Source organism: Bordetella genomosp. 2 (genome assembly GCF_002261345.1).
In the GTDB taxonomy this organism is placed as follows: domain Bacteria; phylum Pseudomonadota; class Gammaproteobacteria; order Burkholderiales; family Burkholderiaceae_B; genus Bordetella_A.
Map to the genome: position 1 here is coordinate 74,154 of NZ_NEVT01000008.1, position 13,954 is coordinate 88,107.

Here is a 13,954-nt window from a genome sequence, read left to right on the forward strand (position 1 = left end):
ACTATCTTGCAATCCAGTTCCGCAACGGATGCTCGGCCAACCCGGGACATGCCCGCACCAACCGGAACCCTGCTTGCGCTTGGCTGGTTGATTCACCAGCGACGCGCATTGTAGCGGTAATTTCCTGCTGCGCCAAAACGGCCTGTTGCGGTGTGGCGTACTGGGCGAACAAACACGCGCCAGACCCCGACATGCGGACGTGGACACCACGCCCCGACAGCCACCGCGCCGCCCGTGAAACCTCAGGATAGCGCCGGTAAACCACCGGTTCCAGGTCGTTCTTGCCAAAAAAGCCCTGGCTCGGTTTTGTGCCGGACTCTTGCGAAGCAAGAAAGTCCGCTATTCTGACTGAAGGTGTGTTCCTTGTCAAATCCGGGTCGGAAAAAATGCCGGCCGTGGGCACGCTGGCGTCGGGCTGGGCCACCAGGTAGGCGGCCGGCGGCAGTTCCAGGGCGGTCAGGATTTCGCCCACGCCCTCGGCGAAGGCCGATTGGCCGAACACGAACACCGGCACGTCGGCGCCCAGCGGCAAGGCCAGCGCCATCAGGTCGCGGCGCGACAGGCCGGTGTTCCACAGGCGGTTGAGCGCGATCAGGGTGGAGGCGGCATCGCTGGAGCCGCCGCCCAGCCCGCCGCCTTGCGGAATGCGCTTTTCCAGCCCGATGGTGACGCCCTGCCGCACGCCGGCGGCCTGTTGCAGGGCGCGCGCCGCGCGCACGGTCAGGTCCTGGTCGGCCGGCACGCCGGGCAGCTCGGCGGCGCGCTCGATGCGGCCGTCGGCGCGCGCCTCGAAGTGCAGCGTGTCGCACAGGTCGATGAAGCGGAATACGGTCTGCAGCAGGTGGTAGCCGTCGGGACGGCGGCCCACCACATGCAGGAACAGGTTCAGCTTGGCCGGCGCGGGTACGTCGTACAGCATGGCCGGCGGTCAGGGCTGGCTGATGGCCAGCCGGACCATGATGCGCCGCCCCGGCTCGCTGCGCTGAAGCACCAGCAGCCCGGGGCCGAGATTGTCGTAGCGCGACAGCCGGGCATGCCAGCCGTCCTGCTGGAAAGCCGCCGGGCGGCCTTGTTCGTCGCGCTGCATGCCGGCCACCGGGGCGTCGTCCGCCACCCGGCCGCGCAGCCAGTCGCGCAGGCTGGCCACTGGCACGGGGCCGCCCAGCGCCTCTTCGGCCAGCGCATCGGGGGTATCGGCTTCGAGCCGGGTGCCGTCGGCCTTGGTCAGGGTGGCGCGGCCGGGACCGCCTTCGACGCGGGCCTCGGTGGAGCCGAGCGGATTGGTGAGGTCCAGCACGTAGCGGCGGCCGTCGTCGCGCCAGGTGAAGCCGCCCTGCACCGCCTGCTGCTGGCCGCCGGCCTCGGTGACCGTGATGGCGAAGCGGCCATTGCGCGCGAAGGCGTCGTCGGCGGTGCCGGACGGCGCGTCCGGCACGCTGGCGCAGGCCGCCAGCAACGCGCACAGCCCGCCGGCCAGCCAGCCGCGCAGCCAGGCGCGGCGCGGCGCCATGCCCGCGGCCGCGCTCACAGCGAGACCCCCAGGCGCTTGGCGGTATCCAGCAGCGTACGGTTCTTGGGATCCTTCTGGAAGCCTGCGCGCAGCAGTTCTTCGGCCTGCTGGCGCTTGCCCTCGGACCAGAACACCTCGGCCAGGTGCGCCGCGATGTCGGCCTCGGGACGCTGCGCATAGGCGCGCGACAGGTATTCGGCGGCTGCCTGGCGGTCGCCCATGCGGAATTTGACCCAGCCCATGCTGTCGAGGATGAACGGATCGTCGGGCAGCAATTCCAGAGCCTGGGTGATCAGGTCGAGCGCCTCCGGCAGCCGCTGGTTGCGGTCGGCCAGCGTGTAGCCCAGCGCGTTGTAGGCGTGGGCGTGGTCGGGGTCGAGGGCGATCACCTGCCGCAGTTGCGTCTCGAGTTCGTCGTAGCGGCCCTGGCGTTCATACAGCATGGCCAGTTCGTATTTGATCTCGACGGTATCGGGCTGCGCCTGGTTGGCGGCCTCGAGCGTGGCCACCGCCTGGTCGATGCGGTCGGCATCGCGCAGGATCTGCGCCTTGGTCAGCACGCCCTGCACCTGGTCGTCCTCGTCGTGCGGCTGCGCGGCGTCGACCATGGCCAGCGCGTCGTCGATGCGCCCTTGCTTGGCGCGCAGCGCGGCCTGGCGCATCTGCGCGGAATAGCGCAGGGTGGGGTCGTCGATCTGGCCAAGCTGGGCGATGGCTTCGTCGTAGCGGCCCTGGTCCTCGGCGATGCGCGACAGCAGCACCCGCGCGTCGGCCTCGGCGGCGGGCGCATCGGAAGCGCCGGCCACGATCGATTCCTGGCGCTGGTTCTGCACGTCCAGGTATTGCTGCAGCAGGCTGCGGGCCTGGTCCTTGCGGCCGGCCTTGTAGGCCAGCTGCGCCTGCATGAACAGCAGGTCGAAGTCTTCGGGCGAGCGGCGCGACATGGCCTGCAGCTCGGCCAGCGCGCTGTCGTAGTCGCCGCGCTCGGCCATCTGGCCGGCCAGGGCCAGGTGCAGCTTGCGGGCGTCGGGATGCTTGGCCAGGAACGCGCGCGCCTCGATCTCGGCGCGGCGCGGGTCGACGCGGGCGCCGTACTCGAGCACGCGCTGGGCGGCCGCCTCGGAATGCGGATCGGCCGCCAGCGCGGCGCGGGCCTCGTCGGCGGCGCGGCCGTAGTCGCCCGCGGCCTGCGCCACGTCGGCCAGGGCCAGGTGCGCGGCGGGCAGCTTGCGCACCGGCGGGCTGAGCGACTCGTCGAAGATGCGCAGCGCCAGGCGGCGGTCGTTCAGGCGCGCCAGCACGCCCAGGGCCTGGGAGATCGCGGCGGGCTTGTCGTCCGCCGCGTCGATGCGCTGGCGCAGCGCCGCGGCCAGGCCGGACGTCTGGCCGTTGGCGGCGGCCAGCGCCAATTCGGTGGAACTGGCCTCGATGTCGTTGGGCGCCAGGCGGGCCCACTCGCGCGCCGCGTCGAGCGCGCCGGGCAGGTTGCCGCCCGCCAACTGGAATTCCAGCGCGCGCCGGGCCAGGCGCGGGTCGCCGGTCTCGCGGGCCAGGTTCGCCAGCGTGGACGCTGCCGTGCTGTACATGCCCCGCTGCGCGGCGATCTCGGACGCCAGCACGCGATAGAAGATGTCGGCGGTCAGCGAAACGTATGGAATCTGCCCCGGCCGCAGGCGGATGACCTGGGTTTCCGGCGTACGCGATTGAGGCACCAGGCGCGGCCCGGTGGCGTCGCGGCCCGGCCCATCGGCCGCCAGGGCCGGCACCGACTGCAGGCCCCCCAGCGCGAGCGCCAGCACGGTGATGAGGGAATGAACTTGTTTGAGCGAGGACTTCACGCGGCCCGTCCGGTTGATGGCACAATCTCTGGTCAAGCAATTGATCATCTTACACTGGCTCATGCCGGAACTTCCCGAAGTCGAAACCACCCGCCGCGGAATCGACGCCGTCATTACAGGCCAGACGCTGCGCCGGCTGGTGGTGCGCGAAGCGCGCATGCGCTGGCCCATTCCGGCCGAACTTCCCGCCCTGCTGTCGGACCGCGCCGTGCTCGAATGCGCGCGGCGCGGCAAGTACCTGCTGCTGCGCTTCGAGCACGGCACGCAAATCGTGCACCTGGGCATGTCGGGGTCGCTGCGCAGCGTGCCGGCCGGCGAGGCGCCGCGCAAGCACGACCACGTCGACTGGGTGTTCGACCACGCCACGCTGCGGCTGCACGACCCGCGCCGCTTCGGCGCCGTGCTGTGGCACCCGGACAGCGCCGGCCCGGTCGCCGCGCACCCGCTGCTGGCGCGGCTGGGCATCGAGCCCTTCGATCCGCGCTTCGACGGCGCCTGGCTGCACAGCCAGTTCCGCGGCCGTAGCGTCGCGGTCAAGCAGGCCTTGCTGGCCGGCGACGCGGTGGTGGGCGTGGGCAATATCTACGCTTCCGAAAGCCTGTTCCGCGCCGGCATCGATCCGCGCACGCCGGCGCGCCGCGTCTCGGCGGCGCGCTGCCAGCGGCTGGCCGACATGGTGCGCGCCACCCTGGCCGACGCCCTGGCCTCGGGCGGCAGCACCCTGCGCGACTACGTCGGCGCCAGCGGCCAGCCCGGCAGCTATTTCGAGATCCACGCGGCGGTCTACGAGCGCGCCGGCCTGCCCTGCCGGGTCTGCGCGACGCCCATCCGGCGCCTGGTGCAGGGCCAGCGCGCCACTTACTACTGCCCTACCTGCCAGCGCCGCTGAGCCGGCGCGAGCGGCCCAGCCGCGGCCCCGTCGCGCCCCCGATATTCGTCTATAGCAAACGTATTGCACAAAAACAAACGACAGGCTATAGTGACCCGCATCAGAAACCCACATATAGGAGACGCCGTGAGCAAGCAATTCGCCTCCCAGGCCGACCTGGCCGACAAGGTCGTGTCGTTCGAGAAATTGTCCGACAACGCCTACGCCTACACCGCCGAAGGCGACCCGAACACTGGCGTCATCATCGGCGACGAAGCCGTCATGGTGGTGGACACCCAGGCCACCCCCGTCATGGCGCAGGACGTCATCCGCCGCATCCGCGAAGTCACCGACAAGCCCATCAAGTACATCCTGCTGTCGCACTACCACGCCGTGCGCGTGTTCGGCGCCTCGGCCTACAACGCCCAGGAAATCCTGGCCAGCCGCGATACCTACGACCTCATCGCCGAGCGCGGCGAGCAGGACAAGGCCAGCGAGATCGGCCGTTTCCCGCGTTTGTTCCGCAACGCCGAGTCGATCCCGCCCGGCCTGGTCTGGCCCACCATGACCTTCCAGGGCGCCATGACCGTCAACCTGGGCAACCTGGAAGTCCACCTGCTGCAGGTGGGGCGCGGCCACACCAAGGGCGACACCATCGCCTGGCTGCCCGAGCAGAAGATCCTGTTCGCCGGCGACCTGGTCGAATACCAGTCCACGCCCTATTGCGGCGACGCTTATTTCCGCGACTGGCCCACCACCCTGGACGCGCTGGCCCGCTTCGGCGCCGAGAAAATGGTGCCCGGCCGCGGCCCGGCGCTGAAAAACGCCACCGAAGTGCGCCAGGGGCTGGCCGGCACGCGCGCCTTCCTGACCGACCTGTACGGCGCGGTCAACCGCGGCGTGGCGCAGGGCAAGGACCTGAAGACCATCTACCGCGAGGTCTACGACTTCATGCAGCCGCGCTACAGCGACTGGGTCATCTTCGACCACTGCATGCCGTTCGACGTGTCGCGCGCCTATGACGAGGCCACCGGCCACGACCATCCGCGCATCTGGACCGACAAGCGCGACCGGGAAATGTGGCAGCAGCTCGAAGGCTGATTTCCGCATGAAGCCGCGCCAGCGCCCCGCAGAGGGCGCACCGGCGCGCATGGCGGGCGCCCGTGCGCGCCCGCCTACAGGAGACAACGCGTGAGCGACATCGATTACCAGGCGCTGGAGTTCGCCTATCAAAAGCACGCCGACCAGGATTGCCCCGCCCCCGCCAGCCACCGCGTGGTGGTGGTAGGCGCCGGCCCGGTCGGGTTGACCACCGCCCTGGACCTGGCGCAGCGCGGCGTGCGCGTGGTGGTGCTGGACGATGATTACCGGCTGTCCACCGGATCGCGCGCCATCTGTTTCGCCAAGCGCACGCTGGAAATCTGGGACCGCCTGGGCGTGGGCCAGCGCATGGCCGACAAGGGCGTGTCCTGGAACGTGGGCAAGGTGTTCTTCCGCGACCAGGAAGTGTGGCGCTTCGACCTGCTGCCCGAGCCCGGGCATCGTCGTCCCGCGTTCGTCAACCTGCAGCAATACTATGTGGAAGGCTTCCTGCACGAGGCGGCCTGCGCGCACCCGCTGATCGACCTGCGCTGGAAAAGCAAGGTGGTCGGCGTGACGCAGCGCGACGACGGCGTCGACCTGGCGGTCGAGACACCCGATGGCACGTACGCCCTGCAGGCCGAATGGCTGGTCGCCTGCGACGGCGCGCGTTCGCCGGTGCGCAAGCTGCTGGGCCAGGAAAGCCACGGCCGCGTCTTCAAGGACCGCTTCCTGATCGCCGACGTCAAGATGACGGCGGACTTCCCCGCCGAACGCTGGTTCTGGTTCGACCCGCCATTCCACCCCAATCAATCCGTGCTGCTGCACATGCAGCCCGACAATGTCTGGCGCATCGATTTCCAGCTGGGCTGGAACGCCGACCCGGTCGAGGCGGTCAAGCCGGCCAATGTGCTGCCGCGCATCCGCGCCCTGCTGGGGCCCGACACGCAGTTCGAGCTGGAATGGGTCAGCGTCTACACCTTCGCCTGCGAGCGCATGGACGCCTTCCGGCACGGCCGGGTGGTGTTCGCGGGCGACGCCGCGCACCGCGTGTCGCCGTTCGGCGCGCGCGGCGCCAACAGCGGCGTGCAGGACGCCGAGAACCTGGCCTGGAAGCTGCAGCTCGTGCTGGCCGGCGCGGCGCCCGAGCGCCTGATCGATTCCTATGCGGCCGAGCGCGAACAGGCGGCCGACGAGAACCTGCTGAACTCGACCCGCTCCACCGATTTCATCACGCCCAAGAGCACGGCCAGCCGCCACTTCCGCAATGCGGTGCTGAACCTGGCGCGCGAGCACCCGTTCGCGCGCGCGCTGGTCAATAGCGGGCGTCTGTCGCTGCCCACCGCCTACACTGATTCGCCGCTCAATACGCCGGACGTCGATGCGTTCGACGGCCGCATGGCGCCGGGCGCGGTGGCGCTGGACGCGCCGGTGCGCGATGCCGCGGGGCGCGACGGCTGGTGGCTGTCCTGTCTGGACGGCAGCTTCGTGCTGGCGCTGTTCTGCGGCGCGCGCGCGCCCGCCGCGGCCACCCAGGCTGCCCTGCGCAAACTGGCCGACGGCGCGGTGCCGCTGCGCATCGTGCTGGTGGGCGACGGCAGCGCGCCGCTCGATGCCCCGGCCGGCTGCGCCGTGGTCTACGATCACCAGGGCTGCCTGGCGCAACGCTACGATGCGCGGCCCGGCACCTGCTACCTGTTGCGGCCCGACCAGCACGTCGCGGCGCGCCGCCGCGCGTTCGACCCGGCCGCGCTGGCCGCCGCCCTGGCGCGCGCGCTGGGCCAGGCCTGAAGGAGCCCACCGACATGCCCCTGAACATCGACACCAACCTGCCGGCCCCGGACGCCTTCTACGAGGCCTTGATCGACACCCACCGCGACCTGGACGACGCGCAGAGCGCCGAACTGAATGCCGCGCTGATCCTGTTGCTGGCCAATCATATCGGCGACATGGAAGTGCTGCGCGACGCGCTGGCGCGCGCGCGCCGCTCGGTGCTGCCGGACCAAGGCGCCTAGGGCGGGCTTACCGTGGCGCCTCGTCGAGGCAGTCCAGCAAGGCCTTGACCCGCGCGCTGCGGCCCTTGCGGCTTGGCACCAGCAGCATGACAGGCGCGGCGTCCAGTTGCCAGGCCGGCAGCACCCGCGCCAGCGTGCCGCGCGCCACCGCGGCCTCGGCATCCCATTGCGACCGCACCACCAGGCCCAGGCCCTGCTCGGCCCAGGCGCGCGCCACGTTGCCGTCGTTCGAAACATAGGCCGGCGTCACGCGCACCGTCTCGAAAGCCTTCTGCCCGGCCGCGCGCCGGCCGGGCCGCCGGAAGCGCCACAGCGTGACGTCCTCGTCGTTTTCGCGGATGCAGATGCAACGGTGCCGCAGCAGGTCGCGCGGCTCGCGCGGCGTGCCGTGGTCCCGCAGGTATTGCGGGCTGGCGCACAGCCAGCGTGCATTGGCGGCCAGCCGGCGCGCCACCCAGGACGAATCGCGCACCGCACCGATGTGCACCACGGCGTCGGCGTCGTGATGATCGGGCCAGGGCGTCTCGCGCAGATCCAGCTGCACGCGCAGGTCGGGATGACGCAGCGCCAGGCGCGCCAGCACCGGCGCGATATGGCGCCGGCCGTAGCCGAACGGCGCGGCGATGCGCAGCGTGCCGGTCAGCCGGCTGTCGTCACGCTGCAGCGACTCGGGCAGTGCGCGCAATTGCGCCAGCAGCGCCGCCGCCTCGCGCGCGAAGCGCTCGCCCTCGGGTGTCAGGCTCAGGCGCCGCGCGGTGCGCACCGCCAGGGCCAGCCCCAGCCCGGCCTCCAGCTTGCGCAGGCGCATCGACAGCGCGGGTGGCGTCACATTCAGCGCGCGGGCCGCCGCGCTGAGCGACGGCGCCTGCGCCAATGCCGCCGCCAGCTCCAGGTCTTCGATCCTGATCATTCAGCAATGCTTAACGATTGATGAAGAACCATTAAATCACGGCAGTAATTATCCGCCCTATAGTCCCGCCATTGCCTGATCCCAACCTGGAGCGTTTTCCATGTCCGCTGCGCCTGCGTCATATCCGCGTGCCGTGCTGTTCGACCTGCTCACGGCGCTGCTCGATTCCTGGACTGTCTGGAACACGGCGGCGGGCTCGGAAGCGGCCGGCCGGGCCTGGCGCGCCGAGTATCTGCGCCTGACCTATGGCTGCGGCAGCTACGTGCCTTATGAAGCACTGGTGCGCCAGGCGGCGCACGCCGTCGGCCTGCCCGAGCGCGCACCGGCCGCGTTGGAGGCCGGCTGGAACGGGCTGCCGCCCTGGGACGGCGCGCGCGCCCTGCTGCAGGCCCTGCGCCCGCACTGCAAGCTGGCGGTGGTGACCAACTGTTCGCAGCGGCTGGGCCATCAGGCCGCGGCGCTGCTGGACATCGATTGGGACATCGTCGTGACGTCGGAGCAGGCCGGCTATTACAAGCCTGACCCGCGCCCCTACCAGATGGCGCTGCAAGCGCTGCAGGTGGCGCCGGCCGATGCGGCCTTCGTGGCCGGTTCGGGCTACGACCTGTTCGGCACCGCGCGCGTCGGCTTGCGCACCTACTGGCACAACCGCGTCGGCCTGGCCCTGCCGCAAGGCGCGCCCGCGCCCGAACTGCAATCGCCCACCCTGGACTCGGCGCTGCCCTGGCTGCAGGCCTTCCGCCGCGCGCCCTGAATCCCGGAGCAAGCCATGATCCGCCTCCCACATCCCGTCGCGGCACTGGCCGCCCTGGCCCTGCTGTGCGGACTCGCCGCGCCGGCCCATGCGCAGCAGCCCGACTATCCGCGACGCCCCGTCACGCTGGTGGTGCCGTTCCCGTCCGGCGGGCCGAGCGACGCGCTGGCGCGCGGTTTCGCGCAGCAGATGGGCAACCGGCTCGGCCAGCCGATCGTGGTGGAAAACGTCGGCGGCGCCGGCGGCACCATCGGCCTGCAGCGCGCGGCCCGCGCGGCGCCCGACGGCTATACCCTGGCGTTCGGCACGCTGGGCACCCATGTGGCCAATGCGGCCGTCTATCCCAGGCTGCCCTACGATCCGCTGGCGGACTTCCTGCCGGTCGGCCTGGCCGGCTCGGCGTCCATGCTGCTGCTGGCGCGCGCCGACTTTGCCGCGCAGGACCTGCCGCAGTTCGCCGCCTGGCTGGCGGCCCGGGGCGACCAGGCCACCTACGGCAGCGCCGGCGTCGGCTCGATCTCGCATTACGGCTGCGTGCTGCTGCTGGCGGCGCTCGGGCAGCCCGCCACGCACGTCCCGTATCGCGGCGTGGCGCCGGCCATCAGCGACCTGATGGGCGGACAGACCGATTTCATGTGCGACCAGACCACCACCTCGCTGCCGCAGATCGCCGGCGGCAAGCTCAAGGCCATTGCGGTACTCTCGGACACGCGCCTGCCGCAATTGCCCGGCGTCGCCACCGCGGCGGAAGCGGGCCACGCGCTCGACCTGCGCTCCTGGAACGCCATCTTCGCGCCGCGCGGCACGCCCGAGCCGATCATGGCGCGGCTGCGCCAGGCCTTGCAGGACGCCGCCGCCGACCCCGGCTTCGGCGCGCAGATGCGGGCCGTCGGCGTGGACCTGCCGCACGGCCCGGCGGCGCAGCCGCGGGCGGTGACCGCCCTGATCGAGCGCGGCCTGCGCGACGACGTGCCGGCCCTCAAGGCCCGGCAGGAATTCCTGAACTGAGGCGCCCCGCGCCATTCATCGCACCATGACCATGCCCACCCACCCCCTGGAAACCCTGGACACCCCGGCCGCCATCATCGATGTGGCGCGCATGCAGGCCAACATCGCCCGCATGCAACAGCGCATGGATACGCTCGGCGTCGCCCTGCGGCCGCACGTGAAGACCAGCAAGTGCACGCCCGTGGCGCAGGCCCAGCTGGCCGCCGGCGCGCGGGGCGTGACGGTGTCCACGCTGAAAGAGGCCGAGCAGTTCTTCGAGGCCGGCATCGGCGACATCCTGTACGCCGTCGGCATGGCCGAACACCGCCTGCCGGCGGCCCTGGCGCTGCGCCGGCGCGGCTGCGACCTGAAGATCGTCACCGACAACAGCGCCGCCGCGCGCGCCATCGCCGCTTTCGGGCGCGAGCATGGCGAGCGCCTCGAAGTGTGGATCGAGATCGACACCGACGGCCACCGCTCCGGCATCAAGCCCGACGAAGCCGCGCTGCTGGACGTGGGCGCCGCCCTGCACGCGGGCGGCATGCAGCTGGGCGGCGTCATGACGCACGCCGGCTCGAGCTACGACCTGGACACCCCCGAGGCGCTGGCGGCCATGGCCGAACAGGAACGCGCCGGCTGCGTGCGCGCCGCCGAACGCCTGCGCGCCGCCGGCCTGCCGTGCCCGGTGGTCAGCGTGGGCTCGACGCCGACCGCGCTGTCGGCCGCGCAACTGCCAGGCGTGACCGAAGTGCGCGCCGGAGTCTATGTCTTCTTCGACCTGGTCATGCACAACATCGGCGTTTGCCGCACCGACGAGCTGGCGCTGAGCGTGCTGACCACGGTGATCGGCCACCAGGCCGAGAAAGGCTGGGTGATCGTCGATGCGGGCTGGATGGCGATGAGCCGCGACCAGGGCACGCGCAAGCAGAAGCGGGACTTCGGCTACGGCCAGGCCTGCACGCTGGACGGCGCCCTGCTGCCGGGCTACACCCTGATCGGCGCCAACCAGGAGCACGGCATCCTGGCCGCCGCCGCGCCGGCCGGCGAGGACGTGGTGGCGCGCTTCCCGATCGGCACGCGCCTGCGCATCCTGCCCAACCATGCCTGCGCCACCGGCGCGCAATTCCCGCAGTACCACGCCTTGGCGCCCGACGGCGGCCTGCGCGCCTGGGACCGCGCGCACGGCTGGTAGCCGCGCCGTGACTGACCGACTTGCCGGAGACCCGACCACCATGACCGACCGCGATTCCGCCCCCCGCTACCTGTCGCCCGCCGCGCTGTCCCAGCCCGGCGGCCACTACAGCCATGCCTGCGTGGCCAATGGCATGGTCTACGTCTCGGGCCAGTTGCCGATCCGGCCCGACGGCGCGCTGCTGGCCGACGCGCCGTTCGACACCCAGGCGCGCCAGGCGCTCGCCAACGTGGCGGCCGCGCTGGCGGCCGCCGGCAGCAGCATCGAGCGGCTGGTGCAGGTACGGGTGTACGTGGACAGCGTCGACCATTGGCCGGCCTTCAACGCCGTGTATGCCGAATGGGCCGGCGCGGCGCGGCCGGCGCGCGCCGTGGTGCCGACCGGACCGCTGCACCACGGGTTCAAGGTGGAGGTCGAGGCCGTGGCGCTGGTCTGAGCCCCGCCGGCCGCGCGCTCAGGCGGTGTCGGCGAAAGTCTCGATCACCACCCCGCGCAACCATTGGTTGCCGCTGTCGCGGTGAAAGCGGCGATGCCAGTACAGGTTGGTCTGCAGGGCTGGTACGCGCACCGGCGGGGTCAGCATGCCCAGCTGGAAGTGCGGCGCCGCGCTGGCCGCCAGCTTGCGCGGCACGGTGGCCAGCAGGTCGGTGCTGCCGACGATGTACGGCACGGCCGCGAAATGCGGCACGCTGAAATGCGCATCCAGCGCCACGCCGGCCTTCTCCAGCGACTGGTTGACCTGCCCGTATGGCGCCGCGCGCGACACCACCAGGTGGCGCTCGGCCCGGAACGCCTTCAGCCCCATGCCCTCGTGCGCGGTCGGGTGGCCGCGCCGGAACAGTGTGGCGTAGCCCTGGCGGAACAGCATGCGCTGCATGATGCCGCTGCCCAGGTCCTCGAACGCGCCGATCGCGAGATCGACGCGGCCGGCATCCATCTCGCGGCGCAAGTCGGCGCCCAGCAGGCGCAATGAATCGATGCGCACGCCCGGCGCGCGGCGCGCGCACTGCTCCATCAGCTGCGGCATGAAGTGGATCTCGCCCACGTCCGACATGGCGATGCGGAAACGCCGCTGGCTGGCGGCGGGACGGAAGTCATGGGTGGCGTCCAGCGTATGCGACAGCAGCGCCAGCGCCTCGCCCACCGGGCCGCCCAGGCGTTCGGCCTGCGGCGTGGGCTGCATGCCCTGCGGCGTGCGCACGAACAAGTCGTCGCCCAGCGCGGCGCGCAGGCGCCGCAGGGCATTGCTGACGGCCGGCTGGGACAGGTCGAGCCGCCGCGCCACGGCCGAGATATTGCGTTCTTCGAGCAGGTGCTGGAACACCACCAGCAGGTTCAGATCGAGATTGCGCAATTCGGCCATGGCTGCTCCTATATATTCATGAAAGTTATAGTCGATATTTTTGTATTCCCATAGCCAGGGATGGCGGTTTTGCGGAAAATGACCGCTGCACGCACGCCGCGCGGCCCTATCGCGCGCGTCACAGGAGACCCCGCCATGTCCTTGCAATACCAATCCGGCTTCGGCAACGATTGGGCCACGGAAGCGCTGCCCGGCGCGCTGCCGGTGGGCCGCAACTCGCCCCAGCGCTGTCCGTACGGGCTGTATGCCGAACAACTGTCCGGCACCGCGTTCACGGCGCCGCGCGCCGAGAACCGCCGTTCCTGGCTATACCGCATCCGCCCGGCGGTGCAGCACCGGCCCTTCGAGCCGTTCGCCGGCGCCCCGGGCTGGCTGAGCGATTTCGGCGCCGGCCCCGTCACCCCCAACCAGTTGCGCTGGAGCCCGCTGCCCATGCCCGACGCGCCCATCGATTTCATCGAGGGCGTGCAGACCTGGGGCGGCAACGGCGCGCCCGGCGAGCACAGCGGCGTGGGCATCCACTTGTACGCCGCCAACCGCTCGATGCAGGGCCGCTTCTTCTACAACGCCGACGGCGAACTGCTGATCGTGCCGCAGCAGGGCCGGCTGCGCCTGGCCACCGAGCTGGGCCTGGTCGACGTCGAACCGCTCGAGATCGCGGTCATTCCGCGCGGCGTGCGCGTGCGCGTCGAGCTGCCCGACGGCCAGGCGCGCGGCTACATGCTGGAGAACTTCGGCGCCGCCCTGCGGCTGCCCGAGCTGGGCCCGATCGGCTCGAACTGCCTGGCCAACGCGCGCGACTTCCAGACGCCGGTGGCCTGGTACGAAGACGTCGAGGGCGACTTCGAACTGATCGGCAAGTTCACCGGCGGCTTCTGGCGCGCGCCCATCGACCATTCGCCGCTCGATGTGGTGGCCTGGCACGGCACGCACGCGCCGTACAAGTACGACCTGCGGCACTTCAACACCATCGGCTCGATCAGCTTCGACCATCCCGACCCGTCCATCTTCACCGTGCTGACCGCGCCGTCGGACATGCCGGGCACGGCCAACATGGATTTCGCCATTTTCCCGCCGCGCGTGCTGGCCATGGAAGACACTTTCCGCCCGCCCTGGTTCCACCGCAACGTCGCCAGCGAGTTCATGGGCCTGATCCACGGCGTCTACGACGCCAAGGCCGACGGCTTCGCGCCGGGCGGCGCCAGCCTGCACAACTGCATGAGCGGGCACGGCCCCGACGCCGGCACCTTCGAGAAAGCCACGGCCGCCGACACCCGGCAGGCGCACTATATCCGCGATACGATGGCGTTCATGTTCGAGACGCGCCGCGTCATCCGCCCCACCGCGCAGGCGCTGGCGAGCCCGCAGTTGCAGCGCGACTATTACGAATGCTGGCAAGGTCTGAAGAAGCACTTCGACCCCGCCAAGCCCAACTGA

The 13,954-nt window shown here is 70.9% G+C and carries 14 protein-coding genes; 9 read left to right on the forward strand and 5 right to left on the reverse strand.

The genetic code is table 11. The features are described 5' to 3' along the window. Nucleotide 1: 1 nt before the first annotated feature. From ispE to CAL24_RS19315, 3 genes are read right to left on the reverse strand one after another with little or no spacing between them, the layout of a single operon-like run. On the reverse strand, nt 2–919 hold the full coding sequence (gene ispE, locus CAL24_RS19305; RefSeq protein ID WP_094807629.1) for a 4-(cytidine 5'-diphospho)-2-C-methyl-D-erythritol kinase: 918 nt from the start codon (nt 917–919) through the stop codon (nt 2–4). Between the two features lie 9 nt (nt 920–928). Next, nucleotides 929–1,510, reverse strand: a complete 582-nt coding sequence (gene lolB / locus CAL24_RS19310; protein WP_094807852.1) for a lipoprotein insertase outer membrane protein LolB — start codon at nt 1,508–1,510, stop codon at nt 929–931. Between the two features lie 14 nt (nt 1,511–1,524). Next, on the reverse strand, nt 1,525–3,411 hold the full coding sequence (locus CAL24_RS19315; RefSeq protein WP_094807630.1) for a tetratricopeptide repeat protein: 1,887 nt from the start codon (nt 3,409–3,411) through the stop codon (nt 1,525–1,527). Between CAL24_RS19315 and mutM the strand changes: the two genes are divergently transcribed. From mutM to CAL24_RS19335, 4 genes are all read left to right on the forward strand, one after another. After that, nucleotides 3,410–4,237: a bifunctional DNA-formamidopyrimidine glycosylase/DNA-(apurinic or apyrimidinic site) lyase gene (gene mutM / locus CAL24_RS19320; protein WP_028352634.1), complete on the forward strand. Its 828-nt coding sequence runs from the start codon at nt 3,410–3,412 to the stop codon at nt 4,235–4,237. The two genes, CAL24_RS19315 and mutM, sit on opposite strands and share 2 nt — an antisense overlap. Nucleotides 4,238–4,363: 126 nt before the next feature. Next, complete coding sequence (locus tag CAL24_RS19325) at nt 4,364–5,317, forward strand: MBL fold metallo-hydrolase (RefSeq protein ID WP_028352635.1); 954 nt, start codon at nt 4,364–4,366, stop codon at nt 5,315–5,317. Between the two features lie 90 nt (nt 5,318–5,407). After that, nucleotides 5,408–7,087: an FAD-dependent oxidoreductase gene (locus tag CAL24_RS19330; protein WP_094807631.1), complete on the forward strand. Its 1,680-nt coding sequence runs from the start codon at nt 5,408–5,410 to the stop codon at nt 7,085–7,087. A gap of 14 nt (nt 7,088–7,101) precedes the next feature. Continuing rightward, nucleotides 7,102–7,311 carry a DUF2783 domain-containing protein gene (locus CAL24_RS19335; protein ID WP_094807632.1) on the forward strand — a complete coding sequence of 70 codons (210 nt, stop codon included), beginning with the start codon at nt 7,102–7,104 and terminating at the stop codon, nt 7,309–7,311. Between the two features lie 7 nt (nt 7,312–7,318). On the opposite strand, the gene CAL24_RS19340 is transcribed toward CAL24_RS19335, so the two are convergent. Further along, entirely contained in the window at nt 7,319–8,221 is a 903-nt protein-coding gene (locus tag CAL24_RS19340; RefSeq protein WP_094807633.1) for a LysR family transcriptional regulator, read from the reverse strand. A 100-nt stretch (nt 8,222–8,321) separates the two neighbouring features. Here CAL24_RS19340 and CAL24_RS19345 point away from each other — a divergent pair, with 100 nt between their 5' ends. The 4 genes from CAL24_RS19345 to CAL24_RS19360 are packed head-to-tail and all read left to right on the forward strand — an operon-like array spanning nt 8,322 to nt 11,590. Beyond that, entirely contained in the window at nt 8,322–8,975 is a 654-nt protein-coding gene (locus CAL24_RS19345) for an HAD family hydrolase (RefSeq protein WP_094807634.1), read from the forward strand. A gap of 15 nt (nt 8,976–8,990) precedes the next feature. Further along, the gene (locus CAL24_RS19350; protein WP_094807635.1) at nt 8,991–9,983 is read left to right on the forward strand and encodes a tripartite tricarboxylate transporter substrate-binding protein; all 993 of its coding nucleotides are present in this window, start codon (nt 8,991–8,993) and stop codon (nt 9,981–9,983) included. 25 nt (nt 9,984–10,008) lie between these two features. After that, nucleotides 10,009–11,154: a DSD1 family PLP-dependent enzyme gene (locus CAL24_RS19355; protein ID WP_094807636.1), complete on the forward strand. Its 1,146-nt coding sequence runs from the start codon at nt 10,009–10,011 to the stop codon at nt 11,152–11,154. 40 nt (nt 11,155–11,194) lie between these two features. Further along, nucleotides 11,195–11,590 carry a RidA family protein gene (locus CAL24_RS19360; RefSeq protein ID WP_094807637.1) on the forward strand — a complete coding sequence of 132 codons (396 nt, stop codon included), beginning with the start codon at nt 11,195–11,197 and terminating at the stop codon, nt 11,588–11,590. A gap of 18 nt (nt 11,591–11,608) precedes the next feature. Here CAL24_RS19360 and CAL24_RS19365 read toward each other — a convergent pair whose 3' ends face one another. Further along, nucleotides 11,609–12,517 (reverse strand): LysR family transcriptional regulator, encoded by a 909-nt coding sequence (locus CAL24_RS19365; RefSeq protein WP_094807638.1) that lies wholly within the window; start codon nt 12,515–12,517, stop codon nt 11,609–11,611. A 135-nt stretch (nt 12,518–12,652) separates the two neighbouring features. Between CAL24_RS19365 and hmgA the strand changes: the two genes are divergently transcribed. Beyond that, nucleotides 12,653–13,954, forward strand: coding sequence for a homogentisate 1,2-dioxygenase (gene hmgA, locus CAL24_RS19370; RefSeq protein ID WP_094807639.1), 1,302 nt, complete (start codon nt 12,653–12,655; stop codon nt 13,952–13,954).